Annotated in this window: 19 protein-coding genes and 1 pseudogene; 16 read left to right on the forward strand and 4 right to left on the reverse strand. The window is 51.0% G+C overall.

The window, feature by feature from the left end; genetic code table 11:
* Positions 1-308 precede the first annotated feature (308 nt).
* Positions 309-509: a DUF6199 family natural product biosynthesis protein gene (locus DLM86_RS33120; RefSeq protein ID WP_110843090.1), complete on the reverse strand. Its 201-nt coding sequence runs from the start codon at positions 507-509 to the stop codon at positions 309-311.
* Between the two features lie 160 nt (positions 510-669).
* Here DLM86_RS33120 and DLM86_RS26495 point away from each other — a divergent pair, with 160 nt between their 5' ends.
* A complete protein-coding gene (locus DLM86_RS26495) occupies positions 670-1149 on the forward strand; it encodes a hypothetical protein (RefSeq protein WP_146250299.1) in 480 nt (159 codons plus the stop codon).
* Positions 1150-1192: 43 nt separating this feature from the next.
* On the opposite strand, the gene DLM86_RS26500 is transcribed toward DLM86_RS26495, so the two are convergent.
* The 3 genes and pseudogenes from DLM86_RS26500 to DLM86_RS26510 form a co-directional block, all read right to left on the reverse strand.
* On the reverse strand, positions 1193-1972 hold the full coding sequence (locus DLM86_RS26500) for a DUF4367 domain-containing protein (RefSeq protein WP_110843092.1): 780 nt from the start codon (positions 1970-1972) through the stop codon (positions 1193-1195).
* Entirely contained in the window at positions 1969-2604 is a 636-nt protein-coding gene (locus DLM86_RS26505) for an RNA polymerase sigma factor (RefSeq protein ID WP_245954940.1), read from the reverse strand. The genes DLM86_RS26500 and DLM86_RS26505 overlap by 4 nt, the downstream gene beginning before the upstream one ends.
* 237 nt (positions 2605-2841) lie before the next feature.
* Positions 2842-3638: pseudogene (locus DLM86_RS26510) on the reverse strand (IS5 family transposase).
* A gap of 818 nt (positions 3639-4456) precedes the next feature.
* Between DLM86_RS26510 and DLM86_RS26520 the strand changes: the two are divergent.
* The 15 genes from DLM86_RS26520 to DLM86_RS26585 all read left to right on the forward strand — a co-directional run bounded on the left by DLM86_RS26520 (position 4457) and on the right by DLM86_RS26585 (position 16258).
* Positions 4457-6013, forward strand: coding sequence for a helicase-related protein (locus DLM86_RS26520; RefSeq protein WP_245954942.1), 1557 nt, complete (start codon positions 4457-4459; stop codon positions 6011-6013).
* A gap of 156 nt (positions 6014-6169) precedes the next feature.
* A complete protein-coding gene (locus DLM86_RS26525; protein ID WP_110843095.1) occupies positions 6170-6997 on the forward strand; it encodes an Rpn family recombination-promoting nuclease/putative transposase in 828 nt (275 codons plus the stop codon).
* Between the two features lie 25 nt (positions 6998-7022).
* Positions 7023-7160, forward strand: a complete 138-nt coding sequence (locus tag DLM86_RS32215) for a hypothetical protein (protein WP_158289672.1) — start codon at positions 7023-7025, stop codon at positions 7158-7160.
* Positions 7161-7233: 73 nt separating this feature from the next.
* On the forward strand, positions 7234-7935 hold the full coding sequence (locus DLM86_RS26530; RefSeq protein WP_110843096.1) for a Fic family protein: 702 nt from the start codon (positions 7234-7236) through the stop codon (positions 7933-7935).
* Positions 7936-8125: 190 nt separating this feature from the next.
* Entirely contained in the window at positions 8126-8410 is a 285-nt protein-coding gene (locus tag DLM86_RS26535) for a hypothetical protein (RefSeq protein WP_110843097.1), read from the forward strand.
* A gap of 49 nt (positions 8411-8459) precedes the next feature.
* Positions 8460-9410: a DUF3991 and TOPRIM domain-containing protein gene (locus DLM86_RS26540; protein ID WP_110843098.1), complete on the forward strand. Its 951-nt coding sequence runs from the start codon at positions 8460-8462 to the stop codon at positions 9408-9410.
* Between the two features lie 164 nt (positions 9411-9574).
* Positions 9575-9865 (forward strand): type II toxin-antitoxin system Phd/YefM family antitoxin, encoded by a 291-nt coding sequence (locus DLM86_RS26545; protein ID WP_110843099.1) that lies wholly within the window; start codon positions 9575-9577, stop codon positions 9863-9865.
* Entirely contained in the window at positions 9843-10160 is a 318-nt protein-coding gene (locus tag DLM86_RS26550) for a type II toxin-antitoxin system RelE/ParE family toxin (protein ID WP_110843100.1), read from the forward strand. The genes DLM86_RS26545 and DLM86_RS26550 overlap by 23 nt, the downstream gene beginning before the upstream one ends.
* A gap of 220 nt (positions 10161-10380) precedes the next feature.
* The gene (locus DLM86_RS26555) at positions 10381-10821 is read left to right on the forward strand and encodes a plasmid mobilization protein (RefSeq protein WP_245954943.1); all 441 of its coding nucleotides are present in this window, start codon (positions 10381-10383) and stop codon (positions 10819-10821) included.
* A 14-nt stretch (positions 10822-10835) separates the two neighbouring features.
* Positions 10836-12260, forward strand: coding sequence for a relaxase/mobilization nuclease domain-containing protein (locus DLM86_RS26560; protein ID WP_110843101.1), 1425 nt, complete (start codon positions 10836-10838; stop codon positions 12258-12260).
* Positions 12169-13065: a PcfB family protein gene (locus DLM86_RS26565; RefSeq protein WP_110843102.1), complete on the forward strand. Its 897-nt coding sequence runs from the start codon at positions 12169-12171 to the stop codon at positions 13063-13065. Before DLM86_RS26560 ends, DLM86_RS26565 begins: the two co-directional genes overlap by 92 nt.
* A complete protein-coding gene (locus DLM86_RS26570) occupies positions 13062-13967 on the forward strand; it encodes a hypothetical protein (RefSeq protein WP_110843103.1) in 906 nt (301 codons plus the stop codon). Before DLM86_RS26565 ends, DLM86_RS26570 begins: the two co-directional genes overlap by 4 nt.
* 38 nt (positions 13968-14005) lie before the next feature.
* The gene (locus tag DLM86_RS26575; protein WP_110843104.1) at positions 14006-14197 is read left to right on the forward strand and encodes a hypothetical protein; all 192 of its coding nucleotides are present in this window, start codon (positions 14006-14008) and stop codon (positions 14195-14197) included.
* Positions 14184-15953 (forward strand): VirD4-like conjugal transfer protein, CD1115 family, encoded by a 1770-nt coding sequence (locus DLM86_RS26580; protein ID WP_110843105.1) that lies wholly within the window; start codon positions 14184-14186, stop codon positions 15951-15953. The genes DLM86_RS26575 and DLM86_RS26580 overlap by 14 nt, the downstream gene beginning before the upstream one ends.
* Positions 15954-15958: 5 nt before the next feature.
* Positions 15959-16258, forward strand: a complete 300-nt coding sequence (locus tag DLM86_RS26585; protein WP_425454001.1) for a glutamyl-tRNA amidotransferase — start codon at positions 15959-15961, stop codon at positions 16256-16258.
* The last annotated feature ends 7 nt before the right edge of the window (positions 16259-16265 follow it).

Genomic DNA, 16265 nt, shown 5'->3' on the forward strand with positions numbered 1-16265 from the left:
TAGACTTCACCTAAAAGGTGCTCCTCTCTTTGGGTGATGTTGTCCTGGACAAACACCATTCTACCAAAGATTTGGAGCCCTTTTTATGTTTTTAATGCGCAGTACTTTCGAAATTCAGGTTTATTTATTGAAAGCCGGCCGGCATTTCAATCTATTTAACATTCAGCCCTTACACTCTTTTGAACACGCAAAGGATTGATCTGGTTGCATGTAATTTGGTAAAAATGACAAAAAAATTATCGACAAAAGCCGAGGGATGGAAGGCTCTATCACCTTTTTCCCTCGGTTCTTCAGACCACTATAATGGATTACAGTATCCAGTACCCTAGAACCCCGCCAATGCCCGCAAGTATGAACAGAACGCCTCCAATGCGAGCAGACACAACATAGAGTCCGGACGGTTCGGTTGCATCATGTGATTTCCAACTTTCGATGATGGTCCAAACAATCGACGGCCGTATTACCATTAACAACCCTAAAATAATAAGAAGCAAGCTAATGAACCCCATAAGAATGCCTCCTGACGATAGTAACTACCCCTTTTATAATAAAACACGAAAAGAGCGGTCTTGGTTGCAGGAATTTGAGGATTTTTTTCAGAATCGCAACCAACTCAAGACTGTTGGTGTTCTTCAATATGGTAGGAAAATCATGTGAAAGGGTGTTAATATGAAGCAAGTGAAACCGTTGGTCTATTTGTTTGCAGTGGTGGTATGTTCCATGCTTTTAGTTCCACCAAGCGTTACACACGCCGCTAAACCCAGTACAACCGAAGCGAAAACACCGCCTCCGCCAATCGAAATGACGATTGAAGGTTTTTTTGACCCATCCTTCAAATACCTCGATCAAGGCGATAGCAATACAGTAGACAAGGGGAATCAGACGGCCGAAGTTACAGTTACAACCATCGCGAAGCAAATCGTTGCCTCGATCGGGGCGACCATATATTTCGATAAATGGACGGGGAGCGCTTGGGTGCAGGTTGGCTCTCAAACGGTAAGTGCTTCGAATAAGATGCTGTTTAATGGATATGCGGTCTTCGGCACGGTTTCCGGTTACTATTACCGGGCGCGCACGGTGCATTGGGTCAGTAACAACGGCACATATGAGCAAGGCAATTACACGTCGAATACGATTTTAGCCAAGTAAAACAAACAGGGAGCGGCAGATATTAGCCCTCCCTGTGTTTATTTTATCCAATATTGTCGGCTACCTTAATAATATCGTCTTCCGCTAATCCGCCGGAGATCGAGATTAGAATGTTACCTGTCATATAGTCCAAACTGGAACGACCATCCTTCGTCAAGAAGAGAAAACCGTTCTGACCTTTGACATTAACTTTTTTGTAGTCACCAGCATCCTTATCAAATCCTGAAGTCACCGTTTCGTTTTTCTCCAACATGCGAATGGTTATCATGAACGATTTTCCTGCATTCGGATCCCTATAGATAAGGACAGCCTTCTTCGCGTTCTCTCCGCCTTTTGAAAAAACAAGGATATCATTCAAAATGAACGCCGGGGGTATATAGCCGATTTTAGGAGCTGGAAATAGCAAGTGGTCGCCCGCTTCTTCCCACGTTTCATAATGCTGCTCTTGAAGTACGCCGGAATCGATGCTTTTTCCTTCGTTTTCGAGTGGAGAGTCAGGAGGAGGCGCTGTTCTCGCCTTGCCGGTCGGTTCAGCATCGTTCCCGAAAATAAAACTCACGACACCCGATTGAATTTGCTTAATGGTCTGAAAGAACGGGCTGAATGCTTTTGTGGCTGTCGGTGATCCGACGATGAACGCGCCAATAAGAAATGAAGCGGCCACTACATATGGTAAAAGCAAAAACCGTTTATGCGATCGACGTGCTTTCAATTTTGGCTCAAGCCGCTGCCATGAAGGTTCGGGGTTTGCAACCGGCAATTGTTTTTTGACTGCTTCTTCAAAAGCAGTATCAAAGAGCCGATCAAATTCATCTTTGTTCATTTGCTCTCACCCCACTCCTTGATAAAGCGCTTTTTGATCGAATTCCGAGCTCGGTGCAACTTATATTTGATTGAATCCTCGCTTGTATGGAGTTCCTCTGCAATTTCTTTATACGACATACAGTTTTTCCAGCGCATTTCAATTAGACAGCGGAATTCTGGTTTAAGGTCCTGAAGATATCGACCAATCATGTCGGCCATCATTTTCATCTCAATGTGGTCCTCGATCATTTCTGCATCAGTAGCGTAGGCAATATTGTTATCTAAAAAAACATTATCGGAGTCAATTTGGTTGCAGTTTTTTTTATTTTTTCGGATGTAGTTGTATGTGGTGTTCCGAACGACAACTTTTAACCAGCTTTTCAGTTGGGTTTCATTATCAACAATTGGAACATTTCGAATCACCTTCAGAAATGCCTCTTGTATAATGTCCTCTGTGGCTGCATGATCTTTGACCATTTGTATGACCACCCTATAGACCAAGGTGTAAAACTCACGGTATACACTACGTTGAATGGTTATATCAAGCGCCGAAAAATTAGAGGAAGTCAAGAGAAGTAATATGTTTTCCAAATCCACTGCACCCCTTCCTTCTTTAGGGAGTGTGCCTCCCTTGTTGTGTCTTTCTAACATTCAAAGCATGCTCCCGCTTTTTATGGATCTCATCGACGGAGTAATCCTTCCGTTCCGGATATGAAACATAAGCTAATGGATCCTTGATCGGGGCACGTCCCATTGATTTAATCTCGATTCGACAAATCATCGGGGGACTTCTTCCGGCAAATATCGGAGTTCCGCATTATTCTGGGGGCTGCCGCCACACTCTCTGTTGCCTCGTCGCTGTATTCTACAATCAGATCCTCTAAGAACTTATCCGAAAACCTCTGCATGGCGGAAACAAATCCAGGTGCAAGCAAAATGGAGCATCGCCTCGTAGTTCTCCACTTCTTCTCCCAACGAACGAGCAGTCGGCGAAAACGGTTGATCCAGGAGTGGGTTGTTCGACCATCCATCGCTGTACCCGGTATCCCGGAATCGATGCCTTCTCTTACCGCGCGAACACAAGTTAAAGATGTATCCCAACTCGGCCACTTGTTCCCGAATGATCGGATAGTCGTATCCCTTATCCGGGTACAAATACTACGGGTTCTTTTCGTCCGGTTCCGGTCTTGGTGCAATTGCCTCAGACAGCGCGGTCTTGAACATTTTCATATCATGGAGATTCGCCCCATCTATAACGACGCCGTCCATCCGGCCACAGACTCCGTTTCGCGCCACGCTTGCCGCGATCCGTCGGATTAGGTCCCGTTCCTTTTCCCCAAGCGGAGCCTTGATCATGGCTCCGTCCACCGCTTGCCAGGTCTATTCAATACCTTTAAATTCATTGTACGCCTGTAACCCCGCTTCCCACATGCGTTTGAAAAGGCCTTGCTTTTGCCAGCATTGAAAACGATCATACATCGTACAAGCGGCCCCCATCTCACAAGGAAACGCTTTCCATTGGATGCCCGTGCGGAGCACGTAAAAGATTGCCGTCATCGCCTGATGATCGTCCATACGCGGACGACCGCTCTTCGGGTTTCGCGGTTCCACCGGTAACAAGGTTGGATTTTATTCCACAACTCATCAGGAATTGTAAAGGATTGCTGTTTCGGTGCGGTTGCCATGACGATCGTCTCCAAACTTTTCTCTTGAAGGAATTCGACATTTTCCACCGTTTTCCTACTTTTTCACAAATGGTTTCGGATAGGGTCTTAGTAGGAGAAGGCCAGGAAAAAAAGGGAATAGCCCAAATGCTTTCATATTTTCACGCATTTATGCTACGTTGGATTTGCTTTTGAGACCATGGTTTACGCCATGGAAGCGAAGCAGCGGGCTTGCGTGGCGGCGCAGGGCTCGCTGTTTTTGTTTCTGGCTTGGTTTCCTGACGACGGGATGGTTTTTGGGTTTCCCGTGATTCTAATGCATGTCCTTTATGCCAAATGACCAGCGTAACCTGCATAGTTTCCCGTACTTCCTCGCTTGTTTTCGTCTCAAAGGGCTGTGAAGGCTTTTCGGCTAGTGTATAAAGTTTCCCCTATAGGAAAGAGTTTGGCAAGAACCAATCTGTCTATAAGTTCGAACAGCAAAACATACTCCAAATCGGTCTCCGCAGGTAGAGGACGGTATGCGGATTCCGCCTCCTATGGTTCAACCGCAAAAGTGCGGTTATGTTTTTCTATGAGTTCCGGCAATGCTCGATTTGCTTCTTCCAGCGTATTTAAACCCAGCAGCCGAAGTTCAATGACCAAACGGTCTTGAAAGGTACCCCACAGTCGCTCTCCTGTCTCATAGTGACATTATCTCAAAATAGTTACACCGTGACATTATCACAGACGAATAACAATTTGAGTAATAACCTCCTTGACAATCTGCACCGGAAGGAACGGGCTATCGGGCGAAAACCCGGTTTGCCCGTTTTTACAATTTGCCGGAACTGATGAATATGTTCAAGGAAGTGGCCGACATCCAGACGGCTGACATGCTTCAGCTTCCCGTGCCGAAAGCCCACTTCCATAATGTGGCCGTGCCGCCGAGCGATTTTCAACGCGACATGGTTGCGGATCTCGCCCGCCGCGCCGAGCGGGTGCGGGCGAAAGAAGTGGAGCCGCACGAGGACAACATGCTGACGATCACCAATGACGGACGCAAACTGGCGCTCGATCAGCGGCTGGCGAATCCCCTGCTTCCCGACGACGAAGGCAGCAAAGTCAGCGTCTGCGCGGACAATGTCTTCCGGTATTGGGCGGAACATCAGGAGCAGCGTTTGACCCAGTTGGTGTTCTGCGATTTGTCCATTCCGAAACAGGATGGTGCCTTCAATGTGTACGACGAGCTGCGGCGCAAGCTGATGGAGAAAGGTGTTCCTGCCGAGGAAATCGCGTACATTCACGATGCCAATACCGAGGTCAAGAAAAAGGAACTGTTCGCCAAAGTACGCAGCGGACAGGTTCGGATACTGCTCGGATCGACATTCAAAATGGGCGCGGGCACGAACGTGCAAACGAAGCTGATTGCCCTTCACGACCTCGACTGCCCTTGGCGTCCGCGGGACCTGGAGCAGCGCAGCGGACGGATTATTCGGCAAGGCAACCAGAACAGTGAGGTTCACATCTTCCGCTATGTCACAGAGAACACGTTCGACGCGTACCTTTATCAGACACTGGAGAACAAGCAGCGCTTCATTTCGCAGATCATGACCAGCAAGTCGCCGGTCCGTTCCGCCGAGGATATCGACGAGACGGCGCTCTCCTATGCCGAAGTGAAGGCGCTGGCGACCGGCAACCCGTACATCAAAGAGAAAATGGACCTGGACATCCAGGTATCCAAACTCAAGCTGCTCAAAGCCAACCACTTGAGCCAGCGATATTCGTTGGAAGATCGGCTGCTCAAGCTGCTGCCGCAGCAAATCAAGTCCACGGAGGAACGAATTGCCGGCTATGAACAGGACGTCGCTTTGTATATACGTTCTCTGGCATCCGAGGCGGATGGGGCAGATAAATTCCCCGGCATGACGGTAAAAGATTACACCTACTCGGAGAGGACGGCAGCGGGCGCGGCTTTGCTGGACGCTTGCAAAGGAATGACTTCGCCTGATCCGCAGGAAATCGGCGGCTACCGGGGATTTTCCTTGTGGCTGTCCTTTGACAGCTTCCATAAGGAGTACAAGGTTACGTTGCGCGGCGCACTCGGTCATACGGTGACGCTCGGAGCGGATGCGGGCGGCAACATTAGCCGCATCAACAATGCCTTGTCCGACTTGCCTGCGAAGCTGGAGCATGCCCGCGAGCAGCTTGCCACCTTGCGGCAGCAAATGGAAACGGCGAAGGAACAAATCGCGGCTCCTTTCGAGAAGGAGCAGGAGTTGCAAACGAAAGCGGCGCGGCTTGCGGAACTGAATGCCCTGCTCAACATGGACAAGCGGGAAAACGAAGCCGTGGACAGCGTGCCGGACGAAGAAATAGAAGCACCGGAACGGCGGGCTGTGGGTCGTGAACGATAACGGTCTGGTATCGGGCTTTACATCCAAGGCCATGCCGATGTTTCGCATATTTGCGCACAATTGGCGTGTTGTAACATGCCGATGTCCCGGCGAAGTATTTCATCTTCCAGGACGAAAATGATATACTAAAAAGGAAAGGAATGGGGTGGTTTTCCGATGCATGACTTGCTTGATCCCCGCGTGGATATTGTTTTCAAACGCATTTTTGGCAGCGAACATAATCGGGATGTGCTGCTTGCTTTTTTGAACAGTACATTTCGCGAGGCGGGCGAGACGCCGCTGACGGAGATTGTCCTGCTGAACCCGTATACGGAGGCGGACGGCCCCGACGATAAGCAGTCGATCATGGACATAAAGGCCAAAACGGCAAAGGGCGAACTGCTGAATATTGAGATGCAGCTATTTAATCCGTATCATATGGAGAAAAGGACCCTGTTCTATTGGGCCGAGATGTACTATCATCAGATTCCGAAGGGCAGCAACTACAATGCGTTAAAAAAATGCGTGACGATCAACATTTTGAATTATTCCTGTCTACCCAATGATCGTTACCACAGCGTGTTTCACTTGCGGGAAGATCATACCGGGATTGCGCTTCTGGATGATATCGAGATTCATGTGATGGAGCTGACGAAGCTGGATCAGCATTCGATTCCGCTTGACCGGGGTGGATTAGTCAATTGGTTGTTGTTTTTGAAAGGCGTAGACAGATCGAATTGGGAGGTGCTCACGATGAAAGAACCAATGCTGAAAAAAGCGATGGACACGCTGGAATTTTTAAGTCAGGATGCCGCGGCGCGTATGGCTTACGACGCCCGGATGAAGGCGCTCAGCGACGAAAAGTCGCGTATTGAAGGAGCCAGAGCAGAGGCAAAAGCAGAGACCGCGGCTAGGCTTCTTGCCATGGGAATCGATATCCAAACCATTGCTAAAGCAACAGGACTGTCGGTTGAGGAGATTAAAGCATTAACTCCTCTTCAATAGTTCAGAAAATTAAAAGGTGCTTGCGATGAATGAACAGAAGCTGAAAAAAGCGATAGACACGCTGGAATTTTTAAGGCAGGATGCCGCAGCGAAGATGGCTCATATCGAACATGTATATGGCAGCCACTCCCTTTGGAGTTGGCTGTTTTTGCTTAATTTCTAATCCCAATTAGTGGCGTATCTATGCCTTTCAGCTAAAAACCGGAACTAATGAACTACAGGCGGAGGGAACGAAGATGAACGCTTTCTCGGATAAATTTGCATTGACCAGGCAACAGAGCGTGTTTCTGGCCAAAAAGAAATGGGATGAAAATATATATTGCGGCATGAAGATGGAGAACCGAAACATCACCTTCCCGCAGACGCGAACGATTTTGAACGGTGTGAACGTACCCGGTGTTACCTTGGACGACATTCAGGCCGTACTGAATATGCGGGATGCCTGGCGCTACCTGGTTACTACCATTGACGAGCCGACAACGCTGACATACATTTGCAAATTGGACGTATATGTGGCGAGAAATGAAGCGTTGGAATGGGGCGTTTTGCGAACGGGAAGAATCGGCATTCCCGGAACGGATGATGTGCCCCCTCTCACCGTAAGCGGTGAAATCGAGCAGGAATTGTCCGTGCTTTTGTCTGCGGATATGACAAATACCGAGAGGGCGATTACCGCTTTTCTGTGGGGCGCGCGGAGGCAGATGTTTTGGGACGGCAACAAGCGGACTTCACTTTTACTGGCCAACAAGCTGCTAATGGAAAAGGGAAACGGTATGCTGACCATTACAGAGAAAAACATGGAGAAGTTTAACGAGCTGTTGACAGCGTACTACAACACGAATGATATGCGCGCCATCAAGGTCTTCCTTTACGAGCATGCCATCGACGGCATCGAGTTTAAAGAAATGGAAAAAAGTGAACCGGACAGGGATCGGTAAGTCATCGCAATATCGATAGGAAAGCTTGCCTCGCTTCATCGCGCGGCAGGCTTTTTGTTGTTTGGGGCACTATGTGTTCGATTCGTAGCAATTCACAGATCGAAGATATGTCCGTCAGATAAAGTTATCAATCATATGACGAATTGGACTCCGATTTTGGGGTCCTTTTCTCATTTCCGGAGGAATGAACATGTTGTATGCCATCCCAAGCGGCGGATGCTTTTGTCCGATTCTACCGCCTTTTTGTTATAGAACCGGCTTGATCGAGGAGGGAGAAGCCGTGCCAACATTGGAGTTGATATCCAAAGAGAAGAACGGATTTGGCGACACGTATTATTACATCCGCGACTCAAACGGGGTGACCAGTCAAGTTTATGAAGGCGATTTAGACGCATTCATGAAAAAGAATGGAGTTACGAAGTTGAATGAAGGCAGCGCTTATACGTACCTCAAAAAGCGGGGTAAGGCACGATGAACCATATACCCATCGGACGCTGCCTGGATTTCCAAAAGGGGCTGCGGCAATGAGCTATGTAAACAAGGAACAGATCGAACGTGCCAAAAGACTGGACCTGCTCACATATTTGCATATGCACGAGCCGGCAGAACTGGTCCGATGCTCTCACAATGTCTACACCACCCGGACACATGACAGCTTGAAAATTTCCAACGGCAAATGGTACTGGTGGTCAAGGGGGATCGGCGGGCGCTCGGCGCTGGATTACCTAATCAAAGTGCGCGGCATGTCTTTTCCCGATGCGGTGCTGCAAATTGAAGGCGTTCATCCCGGCAACATGCTTACGGTTTCGCAATCGTGCCAACAACGCTCATCTCCAGCGCGGTTTGAGCTTCCAGAACCGTATGAAAACTCTCATCACGTCATCGCTTATTTGAGCAAACGGGGCATCCACCGCTCGGTGATCGACAACTGTCTGGAAACGGGAAGGTTGTATGAAAGCCTCCGCTACCACAACGCGGTATTCGTCGGATTTGACCAGGAAGGGACGCCGCGCTATGCGGCGATACGCGGTACGACAAGCACCCGTTATATGGGGGAAGCCGCCGGCAGCGACAAGCGGTATTCATTTTCCATTCCGGCCTCGGAAAACAGTACGGAACTGCATCTGTTTGAGAGCGCCATTGATCTCTTATCCTACTGTACGCTGGAACATCTCGCCGGCCGGGATTGGCGGCAGGTGCATAAGCTGTCGCTGGCCGGAATATACAGGCCCAGGACAAATGGGGAGGACTCTACTCCCCCGTCTGCCCTAACGCATTACTTGAAGTGCTTTCCCCAAGTAAATCGACTTGTTCTGCACCTGGATAATGATGAGCCGGGGCGATTGGCGGCAGCCACGATACAGAGGCTCCTCTCCCCCACCCTTCTCATATCCGATGAGCCGCCTAAGTTCGGAAAGGATGTAAACAACGAATTGATGGAATTCCGACGAAGACGCGGTGAACCATCCCGATAGCGGTAGACGCTGAACGGTTGGCGTCTTTTCTTTTGGGTTACGGAAAATTTTCGCAGCATGTGGATAAGATGTGAATAGATTGGGGATAAGCGCAAATTCATTGATTGTATAGCATGTAATAGGTATAATAAAATCACTATACAGCTATGCAAGGAGTGACCAAGATGATTATCAAACCTTCCGCCAGTATCCGGCAAAACTATAATGAAATCGCCGATCTATGCAAATCTTCCGGGGAACCGGTTTACCTGACCAAGAACGGTGAAGGCGATCTCGTCGTGATGGACATTGAGACGTTCTCCCGTCGCGAGAAGATGTTAAAGCTGCGCGAAGAACTGCTCGCTGTGCAAGAGGATCGTTTGGCGGGCCGTATTGGTGTAACGCCGGATGAACTGGACGCTTACCTGGAGGGCATTATTGACGAGGTTCAGCATGGAAAAGATGCCCCGTTATAAGATCGTCGTCTCCGATCGTGCCCGCCAAATGCTGGCGGTTCATGTGCGATTTCTTGCGGAGAAAAGTCCGGATGCCGCGCGGAAAACGAAAAACGAATTGCTGCATGCGATACGTTCCTTAGCGCAAATGCCGGAACGTTATCCTTTTCTCGAAGCGGAATTTATCCCGTCAAACAAGTATCACAAGATGTTCGTGGAAAAATGGTATCTGGTGTTGTATCAGATTCAGGGTGAAATCGTGTATGTCGATTTCATTGTAGACTGCCGCCAGGATTACCGCTGGTTGGTGCGATAACAAAAAAGTTCTGCGGAAGACGCCCGAGCGGATCGGCGTCTTTTTGTGTTTTTGGGGTTCTCTCTTGTTCCCGGCAGGTGCTTTGAAGGCGACGCGAGACGAATGTCTCGTGTTGCAGCAAGCACTGAATTTGGTCTCCCAAATTCGGCTTGTTAGGGGCAGGCCCCTAATACCCCACATCTAAACAACACGCTGTTTTTCAAGAATAAAGGTTGCAACAATGAACGGTATTTTTCAGAGACGGCAGAAGCCATTTAGCATTTTTATTAAGACCATTCTTTTGAAGAAAGAAGCGAAAGCGATGAGAAAACGAGGGATTCGCATTCAGGTATGGGTGAACAATGAAGAAGACGCAAGACTCCAAGCTAATGCGAAAAAATCCGGACTTTCACGGGAAGGTTATCTCCGTTCCTTGATCAATGGCTATATCCCGAAGGCGCTGCCGCCGCCGGATTATTACGCCATGATGCGCGAGCTTCACGCCATCGGCAACAATCTCAACCAACTGGCGGTGAAAGCGCATGCGACAGGCCATCTGGATCGGGCGGTGTTCCAGCAGGAGGCCGATCGGTTGCGCCGCGCGGTGCAGCATATCCAGGAGGCCGTGACTTCGCCGGAGAGAAGAACCGAGCAAGCGACTCCAAATGTGCATCCGCCGTAAAGGGGGCGTCACGTATGGCGACGACGGCGATATGGGATGTCACCGACCGATTGAAGCGGGTGATTGATTACGCCATCAATCCCGACAAAACAGCGCAAGATCGCGCCGAGAAGAATGAAGGCTTGCGGCAGGTGCTGGAATATGCAAAAGCGGATGTCAAAACGGAAAGGCAGCTTTATGTGAGCGGCATCAATTGCGACCCACTCACCGCATACGAGCAAATGCAGCGCACCAAGCGGCAGTTTCAAAAGACGGATAGCATTGTGGCTTTTCACGGGTATCAGGCGTTTGCGCCGGGCGAAGCTACGCCGGAGATCGCGCATGCCATCGGCGTCAAGCTGGCGCAGGAGCTATGGGGAGATCGCTTTGAAGTCGTGGTATCGACCCATCTGGACAAGGAGCATTTGCACAATCACTTCGTGCTCAACTCCGTTTCCTTTATAGACGGCAGACGGTATTACGACAACAAAGCCTCCTACGCACTTCTGCGGAGAACATCCGACCGGTTATGCCGGGAACATGCATTGTCAGTAATTGAGCAGCCCGAGCCGGGCAAGGCCAAGCACTACGGAGAATGGAAAGCGGATCAGGAAGGCAAGCCGACTTGGCGAGGATTGATTCGGACCGATGTGGATCAGGCGATTGCAGCATCCATGACGTGGACCCAGTTTATCGCTGCTTTGCAGAAGCAGGGCTATGAAGTGAAAACGACCGTGAAGCATATGGCGGTTCGTCCACCGGGCAAGGAACGCTTCGTTCGTTTGCGCAGTCTGGGAGAAGATTACACCGAAGAGGCTCTGAAGCAGCGTATTTTACGAAACCGTCTCCCCCGGCGGCAACCGTCTTTACCCATGCCGCGACGCAGACGGGCCGTTTGCAAAGGAACGCTTCGATCCGGCAGGAAGTTCAGCGGCTTGCAAGCATTGTACCTGCGCTATTTATATGAGATGGGCATATGGCCTCATTTTCGCGCGTCCCCCAGAAGGACGCATTTTTTATTGCGGGAAGACTTGCGGCATTTGGCGGTTATTACCGCGCAGACCAAGCTGCTCTGTCAGCACCGTATTTCCAGCAAGGATCAGCTTTTGGACTATGTATCTGTCACCCGGCAAGAGATGCGCTTGCTTTACGGCGAGCGCAAAGCGCTGTACAACCGTCTTCGCCGCTGCAAGGAGGAAAGCCAGATCGTTGCTCACAAAGAGCAAATTGCCGCGCTGTCCAAGCGGCTTGTCAAGTTCCGAAAGGAGGTGAAACTTTGTGCGGGTATCCTTTCCCGGTCGAGTGAAATGATGACCAAACTTTATGGGAACGAGCAGTACAAGCCATATCGAAAGGAGGACGCCATTCATGAGCAGTGGAGCCGAGGCGGCCGATCAGGTCGTCAACATGAGTCTGCGGGGCATCGAAGTGATGGCCAAGATTTCCGGCGAAGGCGCTAAGCATCTTGCCGTCTATTTGTTTGCCGCCCTGCAGGGGCAGAAGCGGACGAAAGGCAGCATCCGTCTGGAAAGCTTACTCCGCAGCGGCAAGGAATTGAAAGTGTTTGCCGTCAGAAACGAGGACCTGCCAACGTTCTGCAAGGAGGCCAAACGTTACGGCGTTCTGTACTGTGCCCTGCGGGACAAAAAGAATGTCGATGGGTTATGCGACGTGATGGTGCGGGCCGAGGACGCGTCCAAAATCAACCGCATCGTCGAGCGGTTCAAACTGGCGACCGTGGATACGGCCAGCATTAAAAGCGAAATTGAAAACTCCCGCAACGGAAAGCAGCCGGACCAATCAACACCCGGGCAACACCGGCAACAAGCATTGGACCAAACCCGGCAGAGGACAGAGGTACAAGGGGCGGCGGTCAAGGGAACGCCAGGAGCGAAGAGCACCGACGTTTTTTTGGACGAACTGATGCAGAAGCCCGAATCGACGCAGCCTGCTTCCCCAGTGAACGGCAACCCAAACCCTGCGATGGCGACGACGGAGCCGCCCCATCCGTCCGAGCCTACCTCCGGGCGCAGCGAAGCATCCGCAAGGGGTATGATTGAGCCGGATGGGCGGATAGCGCCGCAGCGGCCATCGATCCGCGAACTGCTGCGCGAGATCCGGGAAGAAAATCGGAAGGCGGAGAAAGAACGGCGTCAGATGGTCAAGGAATCGTCGCTGCCCAAGCGAAGCGAGCCACATAATGGAAAAGCGAAGACGGACAAAACCAAATCCAACGGAACCCGAAAGCGAGGGAAAGCGAAATGAACAATCTGGACGATTTATTCCGGCAGGAAGCATCCGGCCATTCTTCCACGAATTCGTCCGAGCAACCTTTTGACAAGGAAGCGTGGACACAGAAAAAGCAGGAACTCAGGCAATGGGCCTACGAGACGATTGATTCCGCCACGACCGCCATCTTGCAAAGCGGCGATGAATTTCAGCGGTATTTGGATGTGCAAAGCCGTTTCGACCGCTCCAGCGTATCCAATGCGCTTCTGATTCTCATGCAGCGGCCGGAGGCGACCCGCATCGCCGATTTTGATTCGTGGAAGGAACAAGGCGTGTTTATTCGCCGCAAGGAAACCGGCTTTTACATTTTGGAGCCGGGCGAGGAGTACCGGAGGGAAGACGGCAGTGCCGGCATCAGTTATAACCTCAAAAAGATGTTCGACATCGCGCAAACGACGGCTAACCCAAAACGGGAACAACCGGCCTATCCGGACGACCGGATGCGTATCAAAGCGCTGATGGATCGCGCCCCTGTTCCAATCGTCATTGGGGATGCGATGCCGCCGGAAACGCATGCGCTCTATCAGCCAGACATGCGGAATATTGTCATCCGCGGCGGCATGGATGCCGGGGACATTTTCCGGTCGCTCGCGCAGGAGCTGGCGCATGCGGAACTGGATCGCGGCGATGGCCGTTACAGCCGTTCCGATTTTACGTTCCATGCATATTGCGCCTCTTACATGCTGTGCAAACAGTTCGGCGTAGACACGTCTTCCTTTGGTTTCCATCGAGTGCCGGAGAAGCTGAAGGACATCGAGCCGCAGCACATTCGCGCCGAACTGACGGTGATGAAGGATGCCGCGCATGACATGGCCCGCAGGATGAACCGGATGCTGGCGCAGCAGCGGCAACAACAGCGGCCGGAACCTGCAAGGTAAGCGCCGTCAAGTTCAATTTTACTTGGGAGGGAGCGCCTGTGAAGGAAGAAGAACGGATTCTCTGTTTGGATTATTACGAGCATGGCATTGTGGTGCATGCGCTGAATGCGCTGCGTAATGATTTGATCGGCGAGAAGCGTCCCACCGACGCCGTCGATGATCTGTTGCTCAAAACGATTGAAGCCCCTTATCAAAAACATAAACGCCGGAGCCATCATGAGGCGCGTTGAAACCGCAAGGAGTTATTTGATACTCTTTGCGGTTTTTTTGATTCCCGTCGTTTGGGCGGGATTGCTCACCGCCCCTTCTCTTTCCGGCGGGCTTCCGGCGATGGTGGAGCATCTCAGCGCGGCGATCAACCACCCGTTCGACATTCAGTGGGTAGACGATACGCCGCGCTGCCTACTCATTTTTACGCTGGCCTATGGACTCGGCGTCTGTATTTACTTGGCCTCCCCGCGAAACTATCGACGACGGGAGGAGCACGGCAGCGCCCGCTGGGGCCGGGCGAAAAGCATATGCGCCAAATATAGAAGCAAGCAGCCGGGACAAAACAAAATTTTAACCAAGCAGGTTTGCATCGGGCTCGACGGTCGCAAGCATCGCCGAAATGTGAATGTGCTCGTCGTAGGCGGTTCCGGCTCAGGCAAAACGCGTTTTTATGCCAAACCGAACGTCATGCAGGCGCATACGTCGTTCGTTGTTCTCGACCCGAAAGGCGAAATCTTACGGGATACCGGTCATCTGCTCAAAGCCAAAGGGTATGACATCAAGGTGCTCGATCTGATCAATCCTCACCGCTCCCACGGCTACAACCCTTTCGCCTATTTGAACGACGACAAGGATGTGCTGAAGCTGGTCACCAACCTGATTCGCAATACAACGCCAAAGGGCAGCAATACGAACGACCCGTTCTGGGAACGTTCCGAAACGGCGCTGCTGGAGGCACTCATGTTGTATTTGCTTTATGAAGCCCCCCCGGAGGAACAGAATTTTCCGATGGTGATGGAGATGATTGCCGCCGCCGAAGTGCGGGAAGAAGACGAAACCTACCAGAGTCCGCTGGACGAGTTGTTTGAACGGCTGGCGATGCGCGACCCGGAGCATTTGGCGGTCAAACAGTACAACATCTTCAAACTGGCGGCGGGGAAAACAGCCAAATCGATATTGATCGGCCTAGGCGTTCGGCTGGAGAAGTTCAACTTGCATTCGATTGCCGGGATGAGCCTGGTCGATGAAATGGATTTGGCTGTCATGGGAGAAAAGAAGACGGCGTTGTTTGCCGTTATTCCCGATAACGACAGCAGCTTCAACTTCATCGTCGGGATGCTCTACACCCAGCTTTTTCAATGCCTGATGTATGAGGCTGACTACCGGCACGGCGGACGCTTGCCCGTGCACGTGCATTTCGTGATGGACGAATTTGCCAACGTTGCCTTGCCCGATGAATTCGACAAGCTGCTCTCCACGATGCGCAGCCGCGAGATTTCGGTTTCCATCATCCTGCAAAATTTGGCGCAGCTCAAATCGCTGTACAAGGAGTCGTGGGAATCGATCGTTGGGAACTGCGATGTGTTTTTGTACCTGGGCGGCAATGAACAATCCACCCACAAATACGTATCGGAGCTGCTGGGCAAGGAAACGATCGACACGAACACCTATGGCCAAAGCAAGGGACGCAGCGGCAGCTATTCGATCAACTATCAGTTGTCCGGCCGCGACTTGCTGACGCCCGATGAGGTGCGGCTTCTCGATAACCGTCATGCCTTGCTCTTTATTCGCGGCGAGCGTCCTGTTCAGGACGACAAATACGATTTGCTCAGGCATCCCCATGTCGCGCTCACGACGGATGGCAACGGTCCTCCCTACCAGCATGGGGGCACGGAACTTGCGCTCGATTGGCGAACCGTGACGCTTGATGAAAACGGAGAGTACGAGCTTCTGTCGGAAGAAGACATGGAGTCGCTATTTTTACGAGGGGAATGATGAAAATGAAGTTCAAAAAGAAACGGCTGCTGGCACTGTACATCATGCTGATGTTAACGGGAACCGTATTCGTCTCTACCGCTTATGCCGAGGGCGACCCGATGACGACGGTCAATAATTTGTCCACTTTCATATTCGGATTAATACGGGCCATCGGTATGATCATACTCGGCTTCGGCATTGTGCAGATCGGATTGTCGCTCAAGTCTCACGATCCTTCCCAGCGAGCGAACGGGTTCCTGACGCTCGCCGGCGGGATTATCATTACCTTCACGAAGGAAATTCTTACCCTGATTGCCGGTTAAACGGGAG

Source organism: Paenibacillus flagellatus (assembly GCF_003217775.1).
In the GTDB taxonomy this organism is placed as follows: domain Bacteria; phylum Bacillota; class Bacilli; order Paenibacillales; family NBRC-103111; genus Paenibacillus_AB; species Paenibacillus_AB flagellatus.

Excerpts from the sequence above, each read along its gene's own strand:
- DLM86_RS26550 (WP_110843100.1), top strand. The coding sequence starts at position 9,843 with ATGGAAAAGATGCCCCGTTATAAGATCGTCGTCTCCGATCGTGCCCGC.
- DLM86_RS26500 (WP_110843092.1), bottom strand. The coding sequence starts at position 1,972 with ATGAACAAAGATGAATTTGATCGGCTCTTTGATACTGCTTTTGAAGAA.
- DLM86_RS26565 (WP_110843102.1), top strand. The coding sequence starts at position 12,169 with ATGAGCAGTGGAGCCGAGGCGGCCGATCAGGTCGTCAACATGAGTCTG.
- DLM86_RS26530 (WP_110843096.1), top strand. The coding sequence starts at position 7,234 with ATGAACGCTTTCTCGGATAAATTTGCATTGACCAGGCAACAGAGCGTG.
- DLM86_RS26560 (WP_110843101.1), top strand. The coding sequence starts at position 10,836 with ATGGCGACGACGGCGATATGGGATGTCACCGACCGATTGAAGCGGGTG.
- DLM86_RS26570 (WP_110843103.1), top strand. The coding sequence starts at position 13,062 with ATGAACAATCTGGACGATTTATTCCGGCAGGAAGCATCCGGCCATTCT.
- DLM86_RS26555 (WP_245954943.1), top strand. The coding sequence starts at position 10,381 with ATGAACGGTATTTTTCAGAGACGGCAGAAGCCATTTAGCATTTTTATT.
- DLM86_RS26585 (WP_425454001.1), top strand. The coding sequence starts at position 15,959 with ATGAAGTTCAAAAAGAAACGGCTGCTGGCACTGTACATCATGCTGATG.
- DLM86_RS33120 (WP_110843090.1), bottom strand. The coding sequence starts at position 509 with ATGGGGTTCATTAGCTTGCTTCTTATTATTTTAGGGTTGTTAATGGTA.
- DLM86_RS32215 (WP_158289672.1), top strand. The coding sequence starts at position 7,023 with ATGAATGAACAGAAGCTGAAAAAAGCGATAGACACGCTGGAATTTTTA.
- DLM86_RS26540 (WP_110843098.1), top strand. The coding sequence starts at position 8,460 with ATGAGCTATGTAAACAAGGAACAGATCGAACGTGCCAAAAGACTGGAC.
- DLM86_RS26495 (WP_146250299.1), top strand. The coding sequence starts at position 670 with ATGAAGCAAGTGAAACCGTTGGTCTATTTGTTTGCAGTGGTGGTATGT.
- DLM86_RS26580 (WP_110843105.1), top strand. The coding sequence starts at position 14,184 with ATGAGGCGCGTTGAAACCGCAAGGAGTTATTTGATACTCTTTGCGGTT.
- DLM86_RS26545 (WP_110843099.1), top strand. The coding sequence starts at position 9,575 with ATGATTATCAAACCTTCCGCCAGTATCCGGCAAAACTATAATGAAATC.
- DLM86_RS26535 (WP_110843097.1), top strand. The coding sequence starts at position 8,126 with ATGTTGTATGCCATCCCAAGCGGCGGATGCTTTTGTCCGATTCTACCG.
- DLM86_RS26505 (WP_245954940.1), bottom strand. The coding sequence starts at position 2,604 with ATGTTAGAAAGACACAACAAGGGAGGCACACTCCCTAAAGAAGGAAGG.
- DLM86_RS26520 (WP_245954942.1), top strand. The coding sequence starts at position 4,457 with ATGTTCAAGGAAGTGGCCGACATCCAGACGGCTGACATGCTTCAGCTT.
- DLM86_RS26525 (WP_110843095.1), top strand. The coding sequence starts at position 6,170 with ATGCATGACTTGCTTGATCCCCGCGTGGATATTGTTTTCAAACGCATT.